Below are 8,024 nucleotides of genomic sequence, written 5' to 3'. Positions count from 1 at the left end.
TCATCTACTCCCCAAAGTGGGTAACTTCCATAATCTGCCCAAAGTTTAATTCTGATTGCCATAATTATCATTCCTGAATAAGTTTGTTAATTAATCGAGCCGTAGGTTGGGTTGAGCTATCATTATTGCTCAGGTATTACCCATCGGCTCAAAAGGCGAAACCCAACAAAAATTGTGAAAATATTCCAGGAAGTTGTTGGGTTTCCTTGCGTCAACCCAACCTACGAGTCTTTATTCAGTGAACAGTTAACAGTTAACCGAGGTAATATATTACCTCCATTCAACTGAGAAACCAGGACCTACTAATCGCAGATAAACGATTCTTCCGGGCAAATTTCCTTTAAAGAGAATTTTTCCGTTAATGGGGACTCTAGAAGGCATATCTCTTACCCATACTTGATCACGACCTATTCCTCCAATACGGCCCTCCGATCCCGTCAATTGCTTGCCAGTAGAATCAATGATGATAGAGTCTTTGGGATAAAAATAAAGATCTCTGACTTCCCCTAAGTTTGCAACCATAAAAGTACAAACTACAGAATTATTGTCTTTATTACAATTCTGAATCTCGAAAGCAAAACCATTGCTTACACGTCTTAAATTACGGGCTTGAGCAATATCATCGTGATTCTGATAGAAGTTAGAAGATAAAGCTGTAGTTAAGGCTAAAATTGGTAGCCATCTGAAAAATCTTTTTTTCATCACCATTCGCTACGCAGTACATAAGTGTTTGCCCCCTCGCAGCCAGGTTAAGCAACAGCCTAACCCAACGCCAAAGGCGGATAGCAAAACAATACACACTCCCCCCCCACAACTGTATTAAAAGCTACATTTTAATAAATCTTTACATTTCTCTCCCTAACCAGCGATCGAGATTTTGGGGTTTCTGGGGAGTTCAAGAGCTTGGGCCTGTACAATAAGGTTGTACAAGTATCCCCTAAAAATCATGTTAAGCAAAGAAACCACCTACTCTCAGGCGAGAATGAATTTAGCCAGTATCTTAGATCAGGTGTGTGACGAATCCCAAATTATCGTCATTAAGCGTCGCAATCAGAAAAATGTGGCCTTAATTGCTGAAGATGAGCTTTCCAGTTTATTAGAGTGTGTTTATTTATTGCGATCGCCAGAAAATGCCAAACGCTTATTTCGCTCTTTAGAATGGGCCCAGAGAGAAGATGCAACTCCTCAAACATTAGCTGAATTAAAAGAGGAGTTAGGAATTGAGTCCTAAAAGAGAAAATAAGCCAGATAAACCTAAAAACAATCCTATTCATGGTTATTTGCCCGTTTTTAGTCCTGATTTCAAAGCAGATTTAGCCTGGTGGTATCGGAACGAACCGAAAAAAGGCGATAAAATTTTAGACTTAGTGGCAGATATTTTGGATGGCGATCCGTTTACAGGATTGGGTAAACCCGAACCTCTTAAGTATATTGCTGCCGACACTTGGTCACGACGGATCGACTTAGAGCATCGTTTAGTTTATAAAGTCACAGGAAATAAGGTTTATTTTTTACAAGCTCGCTATCATTATCAATCAGGCTAAACTTAGCAAAATTCACCCACTTTAAGCTTGAGGATTACAACCTTTCTCCTGTCGATCCCAGACATCATCCTAAAAGTCGGCACTTAAAGGGGTACGAGGGAAAGGAATCACATCGCGAATATTGGTCATTCCCGTCATGAATTGTACCAGACGCTCGAATCCTAAACCAAAACCGGCGTGGGGAACGGAACCGTAGCGACGCAGATCTAAATACCACCACAAATCATCGGGATTCATTCCCTGTTCCTGCATTCTTTGTCTCAGTATATCTAATCGTTCTTCCCGTTGGGAACCGCCGATAATTTCGCCGATCTTGGGCGCTAAAATATCCATAGCGGAAACAGTTTTATTATTGTCATCTAGACGCATATAAAAAGCTTTGATTGTCTTGGGATAATTGGTGACAATCACGGGTTTTTTGAATAGTTCCTCCGCTAGATAACGTTCGTGTTCTGACTGTAGATCTACGCCCCATTCTACTGGAAACTCGAACTGACGATCGGCTTTTTCTAATAACTCGATCGCTTCGCTGTAGGTAATCCGGCCAAACTCACTATTAACGATATTCTCGGCCGTACTTAACACCGTTTTATCGATACGTTCGTTAAAAAACTGCAAATCTTCGGGACAATTTTCTAAGACGAATTTAAAGATATATTTGAGAAATGCCTCCGCTAAATCCTGATCTCCTTCCAAGTCACAAAAAGCCATTTCCGGTTCCACCATCCAAAACTCGGCCAGATGACGGGAAGTATTAGAATTTTCGGCGCGAAAAGTCGGTCCAAAAGTGTAAACATTAGATAGGGCCATAGCCATTACTTCCGCTTGTAATTGTCCACTGACGGTTAAATAGGCCCGTTTACCAAAGAAATCCTCGGCAAAATTGGCGGGTTTTTTTAAGTCTAAACTGGTGACAGTAAATAATTCTCCCGCACCTTCGCAATCGTTAGCGGTAATAATAGGAGTATGTACCCAAATAAAGCCTTTTTCTTGGAAAAAAGTGTGAATAGCGGTAGCGCAAGCGTTTCTAACCCGCATTACTGCCCCTAGGGTGTTGGTTCTTGCTCGCAGATGGGCAATAGTTCTCAGAAATTCAAAGGAATGACGTTTCTTTTGTAGGGGATAATCCGCAGGACAGTCACCATAAAGGGTGATTTCGGCCGCTTTTAACTCGATATTTTGCCCTTTACCCGGGGAAGGAACCAAATTTCCCGAAACAGCGATCGCCGCTCCCGTACTAATTGACTTTAGTACATTTTCATAATCGGGTAAAGTCGGTTCGAGGATAACTTGTAAGTTAGCTAGGGATGAGCCATCATTAACTTCCAGGAAAGTAAATTCTTTTAATTCTCGTTTTGTTCTCACCCAACCCTGCACGGTGACGGATTGATCGGGTTGTCCTGTCTGAAAGATTTCCTTGATTCTGGTAGTCATTTCTTATCCCTATGTTAGAACCAAAGAGTATTTTAACTGAATGTCAGCAAAAGTCCATCGCTAAAAGCGAGGTACTTCTCCTGACTTTGTATATAGACAATTCTCAAAAACCATGTTATCATAGTTATAGTTTCTTGATAACTCTTATGTACAAAGCGTACAAATTCAGACTTAAGCCTAATACCGAGCAAGAAATAGCCTTAGCAAAAAGCTTTGGTTGTTGTCGTTGGTTTTGGAATTATTCCCTGAATTTATGCCAAGAAACCTATAAAACCACAGGAAAAGGACTGACAAGAAACTATATTCAGGGACTATTGCCTAGTCTCAAAAAAGAATATGAGTGGTTGACAGATGCTTATTCCCAGTGTTTACAGGTTGTCGCTTTGAACTTATCCCAAGCTTATCAAAATTTCTTTGAGAAACGAGCTAGATTACCAAGATTCAAATCTAAACATGGTAAACAATCAATTAGCTATCCAGCTAATGTCAAATTTGAAGGTGACTACCTCAAAGTACCGGGTAAAGTTGGATTAGTTTATTGTGTTCGTCATCGGGAATTTGTAGGAACAATTAAAACCGTTACTATCTCAAAAAACCCAGACGGTAAATACTACGCTTCTATTTTAGTTGATGACGGATTAGATTCCGTGACGACATCAACGGATGGAAAAGCGATAGGAATTGATTTAGGATTAACTCATTTTTGTCTTACCAGCAATGGCAGTAAATATGATAATCCTAGACATTTAGCCAAACATCAACGCAATCTAAAAAGGAAACAACAAAAGCTATCGCGTAAAAAGAAGGGAAGTAACAACCGTCAAAAAGCTAGACGTAAAGTAGCTAAAGTTCACTCTAAAATCTCAAGATGTCGTGAGGATTTTCTCCACAAGCTATCCCGTAAGATAGTTAACGAAAACCAAGTTATTGCTGTAGAAAATCTCAATGTTAAAGCCATGGTACGCAATCATAATTTAGCTAAGGCTATTAGTGATTGTAGTTGGGGAATGTTTTGTACAATGCTTAAATACAAGGCAGAATGGGAAGGAAAAACTTATATCGAAGTTGATAGGTTTTTCCCTAGTTCTAAGACTTGTCATGTCTGCCTAAATCAAGTGGGTAGTTTGCCGCTTGATGTTAGAAATTGGACTTGTGAGCATTGTCAGACAACCCATGACCGGGACATAAATGCGGCGATAAATATTCGAGATGAAAGCTTACGGATATTGTCGTTAGGAAAAGCGCGATACTGCCTATAGAGGGGATATAAGACCAAAATCTGGGCGTAAGTCCGTCTTGAGGAACCCTCCCCCGTGAAATAGGAAGCTCTCAACGATCTTGAGAGTAGTTCACGATAGAAAGTTCAGATCAGGCTAAAATCAATCTCGAACAGGTGTCATGCTTCTGGTGGAAAAATTATTAAGTAAGCCCAAAAGCCGTAAATTAGCGATTTTTATGGCTTTTATCGGTAGTATTCTCGCTTTCCCCTTTCCTATCGCCGGTATTCATAAATTCTATCTCGGTCAACCTCTCTGGGGAATTATCTATCTTCTCCTCTGGCAAACTCCGATTCCCCGGGTGGCTTGCGCGATCGATGCGGTGTGGTATTTAATCCAAGATAACCAATTTTTGGCTAACTATTTTCCCACTGCCACCGCTGCTGCCACTGTCCCCAGTTTAGAGCCTAAACAAGTAGAGGCGATCGGGGCAGCTTTAAGGGAATTAGAGCGCCTCCGGCAAGAAGGATTAATTTCTGAGTACGAATTTGAAGAAAAACGGCGACAATTACTATAATGACACCGCAAAACTGGTTAGGGCGCACTTTTAACCCTTTAAAAGCCAAAATTAGCAATGATCCCTATTATCGCTTTCGTTCCCTCGATGAGATCGCTATGGCGGCACAATTGGGCATTAAAATTAATGTCAGTCAAGCGGGTGTGGATGATTGGCTGCGATTGCCGGGGATATCCATCCATCAAGCGCGGATGTTGGTGGAATTGCTGGGTATGGGGGTAGAATTGCTTTCTCTTGAAGATCTAGCGGCTGCTTTGAGTGTTCCTGTGGCTAGATTGAAAGCTTGGCAACCGATTCTAGAATTTGCCTATTATAGTCCAGAAAGTCCCCTCGCACCCCCTAAAATCAATCCTAACACCGCCTCGATCGAGCAGTTAAAAACCCTACCCCTCGTCAGTGATAATTTGGCAGCTGCCATTATTAAAAACAGAGAAGAACAGGGATTATTTAAGAATATTGTGGATTTTAAAGGGCGTTTGTCCTTAGAAGCTCAGGAAATCTCCCAATTAATGCACTTTTTCCAGTTTTAATCCCAAATTTTAACGAAGGCAGCAGGAAGGTTTTAGGTGTTGGGTTTTGGGGTTTTGGGGTTTTGGGGTTTTGGGGTTTTAGTTCAATTTCCCCACTTCCCCACTTCCCCACTTCCCCATCACCCCACAAGGAACTTTTTCAGCAAATCTAAATGTCTTCAGATTCCGACCCATCACTAGGGGGAACTAGGGCTACCGCAGCGATCGCATCGTCCTCATCGAGTTTTTGTACCCGGATGCCTCCGGCCGATCGCGATTGGGGAGTAATAGCATCGACGGATTGACGGATAATAATACCCCGTTCGGTGATAATCATAAATTCCTCGTTGGGGTTAACAACGTGCAGAGCCGCTAATTTATCGTTCTTTTTGCGGAATTTAATCACTCTGACTCCTAATCCCGCCCGATTTTGCAGACGGAGGAGGGTAACGGGAACCCGTTTTCCTAGTCCTGCCATGGTAATCGCTAACACCCAGGGGCCATTATTAGCCACTTCGGGGTTAATTTCTTCGCTTTCGTCCTCGGTTTCTTCTTGGTTAGATTCAGCGATTTGGGCGACAATTTGACTAGGCAGGATGTCCATACTAATTAATTCGTCACCTGAGCGCAATTTCATCGATTTTACGCCCTTAGTTGCCCTTCCCAAGGAGCGCAATTGTTGACTATCGGCCTTAAAATGAATTGCCATCCCCTGACGAGAACCGATAATGACGCTGTCTTCCTCTTTGGCCAAGCGAACCCAACGCAGTTGATCACCGTCTTCGAGAGAAATGGCGATTAAACCGTTCGATCGAATATTACTAAAGGCAGCGAGGGCGGTTTTCTTGATAAATCCCTTTTGTGTGAGCATAATCAGGTAATTATCCTCGCTGAACTCGCTGACTGCCACCACCGAGGTAATTTTCTCCCCTTTGGGAATCTCTAACAGTTGCACGATGGGAACGCCGCGAGCGGTACGGGAACCGGTGGGGATATGATAGGCGTTGAGACTATAGACAACCCCGCGATCGGTGAAAAAGAGGACGCTATCGTGATCGCGGCAGGTGATAAAGTGATCGATGCCGTCGTCTTCTTTCATTTTCGCGCCAGCTTTGCCCCTTGTTGCCCGATTTTGGGACTCAAAGGTATTAACGGGCATTCTTTTGATGTAACCCTGTTCGGTGACGAGAATTAAGGCCTGTTCGTTGGCAATCAGGTCAGTTTCGGCGATTTCTCCTTCCCTTTGTTCAATATGACTGCGACGCGGGGTAGCGTGAATGGTTTTGATCTGTTGCAGTTCTTCCTCAATAATGGTGTCGATACGTTCTTTTCTGGCTAAAATATCCTGAAGATCGCTGATTTTTGTCAGTAATTCCCCGTGTTCTTGCTGAATTTTCTCCGATTCTAGGGCGGTTAACCGTCGCAGCTGCATTTGTAGGATTGCGTCTGCTTGCACCTCTGAGAGACCAAAATTCTGCACTAATCCCTCTTTTGCGGTAGCTGTATCGGCAGCACTGCGAATCAGGGCAATGATTGCATCGAGACTAGCGAGGGCAATTAGTAAACCCTGAAGGATATGATCCCTTTCCTCGGCCTTGCGGAGTTCATAACGGGTACGACGGGTGATCACTTCTACCCGAAAATCGAGGAAAACGCGGAGAAACTCCCTTAAAGTCAGTAATCTCGGTTCGTTATCGACTAATGCCAACATATTCGCCCCAAAATTCGACTGGAGGGGCGTTTGTTTATAAAGATTGTTGAGGACGACGCGAGGATAGGCATCTCGTTTCAGTTCGATCACTACCCGGATGCCGTCGCGATCGCTTTCGTCCCGCACATCGGAAATACCGTCTATTTTGCGATCATTGACCAAATCGGCGATTTTTTCGATTAATGCCGCTTTATTGGTCTGATAGGGCAGTTCGGTGATAATAATAGCATCTCGATCGGGTCTTCCCCTTTGTTCGATGGTTTCAAAGTTGGCGACTCCCCGCAGGGTAATGGAACCGCGGCCAGTGGTGTAAGCTTCCTGAATGCCGTCTCTACCAAGGATATGCGCCCCGGTGGGAAAGTCCGGCCCCGGGATATAACGCTGTAATTCCGTATCGGTGAGATCGGGGTTATGGATGAGGGCAACGGTTCCATCGATAATCTCGGCCAGGTTGTGGGGGGGGATATTGGTGGCCATACCGACGGCGATGCCCGATGAGCCATTAATTAGCAGTTGTGGGACTCTAGAGGGTAAAACCACGGGTTCCTGTTGGGAACCATCGAAGTTATCGGCGAAATCGACGGTTTCTGACTCGATATCCTGTAGTAGGGCGTTGGTGGCCAGGGTGTGCAGACGACACTCGGTATAACGCATAGCTGCCGGGGGATCGTTATCGATCGATCCGAAGTTACCATGACCGTTAATCAGGGGATCGCGCATGGAGAAATCCTGGGCCATGCGGACGAGAGCATCGTAAACGGCAGTATCCCCGTGGGGATGGTATTTTCCTAATACTTCCCCGACGACTCTAGCGCATTTCCGGAAGGGGCGATCGGGGGTTAATCCTAGTTCGTACATCGCATAAAGAATGCGCCGGTGTACGGGTTTCAGTCCGTCCCTAGCGTCGGGCAAGGCGCGCCCAACGATGACGCTCATGGCGTATTCTAGATAGGAACGGGACATTTCATTGCTTAAGTCTGTGGGGACAATATGATCCTGGGCGGCGGTCATAGGGGGGTTAACTCCAATAAC

The 8,024-nt window shown here is 44.0% G+C and carries 7 protein-coding genes and 1 pseudogene; 5 read left to right on the top strand and 3 right to left on the bottom strand.

Annotation, left to right across the window (positions count from 1 at the left end):
- Nucleotides 1–270: 270 nt before the first annotated feature.
- Nucleotides 271–708 carry a hypothetical protein gene (locus IM319_RS00665; protein WP_353857168.1) on the bottom strand — a complete coding sequence of 146 codons (438 nt, stop codon included), beginning with the start codon at nt 706–708 and terminating at the stop codon, nt 271–273.
- Between the two features lie 238 nt (nt 709–946).
- Between IM319_RS00665 and IM319_RS00660 the strand changes: the two genes are divergently transcribed.
- Nucleotides 947–1,231, top strand: a complete 285-nt coding sequence (locus IM319_RS00660) for a type II toxin-antitoxin system Phd/YefM family antitoxin (protein WP_287734257.1) — start codon at nt 947–949, stop codon at nt 1,229–1,231.
- On the top strand, nt 1,221–1,544 hold the full coding sequence (locus tag IM319_RS00655) for a Txe/YoeB family addiction module toxin (RefSeq protein WP_002771556.1): 324 nt from the start codon (nt 1,221–1,223) through the stop codon (nt 1,542–1,544). Before IM319_RS00660 ends, IM319_RS00655 begins: the two co-directional genes overlap by 11 nt.
- Nucleotides 1,545–1,613: 69 nt before the next feature.
- Here the strand turns inward: IM319_RS00655 and asnS are convergent, their stop codons facing one another.
- Nucleotides 1,614–2,978, bottom strand: coding sequence for an asparagine--tRNA ligase (asnS, locus tag IM319_RS00650; protein WP_287685308.1), 1,365 nt, complete (start codon nt 2,976–2,978; stop codon nt 1,614–1,616).
- 146 nt (nt 2,979–3,124) lie between these two features.
- Between asnS and IM319_RS00645 the strand changes: the two are divergent.
- The 3 genes and pseudogenes from IM319_RS00645 (at nt 3,125) to IM319_RS00635 (ending at nt 5,302) form a co-directional block, all read left to right on the top strand.
- Nucleotides 3,125–4,295: pseudogene (locus IM319_RS00645) on the top strand (RNA-guided endonuclease InsQ/TnpB family protein).
- A gap of 81 nt (nt 4,296–4,376) precedes the next feature.
- On the top strand, nt 4,377–4,772 hold the full coding sequence (locus IM319_RS00640; protein WP_287734256.1) for an NINE protein: 396 nt from the start codon (nt 4,377–4,379) through the stop codon (nt 4,770–4,772).
- Nucleotides 4,772–5,302, top strand: a complete 531-nt coding sequence (locus tag IM319_RS00635; protein WP_287673418.1) for a ComEA family DNA-binding protein — start codon at nt 4,772–4,774, stop codon at nt 5,300–5,302. Before IM319_RS00640 ends, IM319_RS00635 begins: the two co-directional genes overlap by 1 nt.
- A gap of 148 nt (nt 5,303–5,450) precedes the next feature.
- Here the strand turns inward: IM319_RS00635 and gyrA are convergent, their stop codons facing one another.
- Nucleotides 5,451–8,003 (bottom strand): DNA gyrase subunit A, encoded by a 2,553-nt coding sequence (gyrA, locus tag IM319_RS00630; protein WP_287734255.1) that lies wholly within the window; start codon nt 8,001–8,003, stop codon nt 5,451–5,453.
- Nucleotides 8,004–8,024: the final 21 nt, after the last annotated feature.

The organism is Microcystis sp. M113S1 (genome assembly GCF_020246945.1).
Classification (GTDB): Bacteria; Cyanobacteriota; Cyanobacteriia; order Cyanobacteriales; family Microcystaceae; genus Microcystis.
This window is presented reverse-complemented; position numbering and strand designations above follow the sequence as displayed.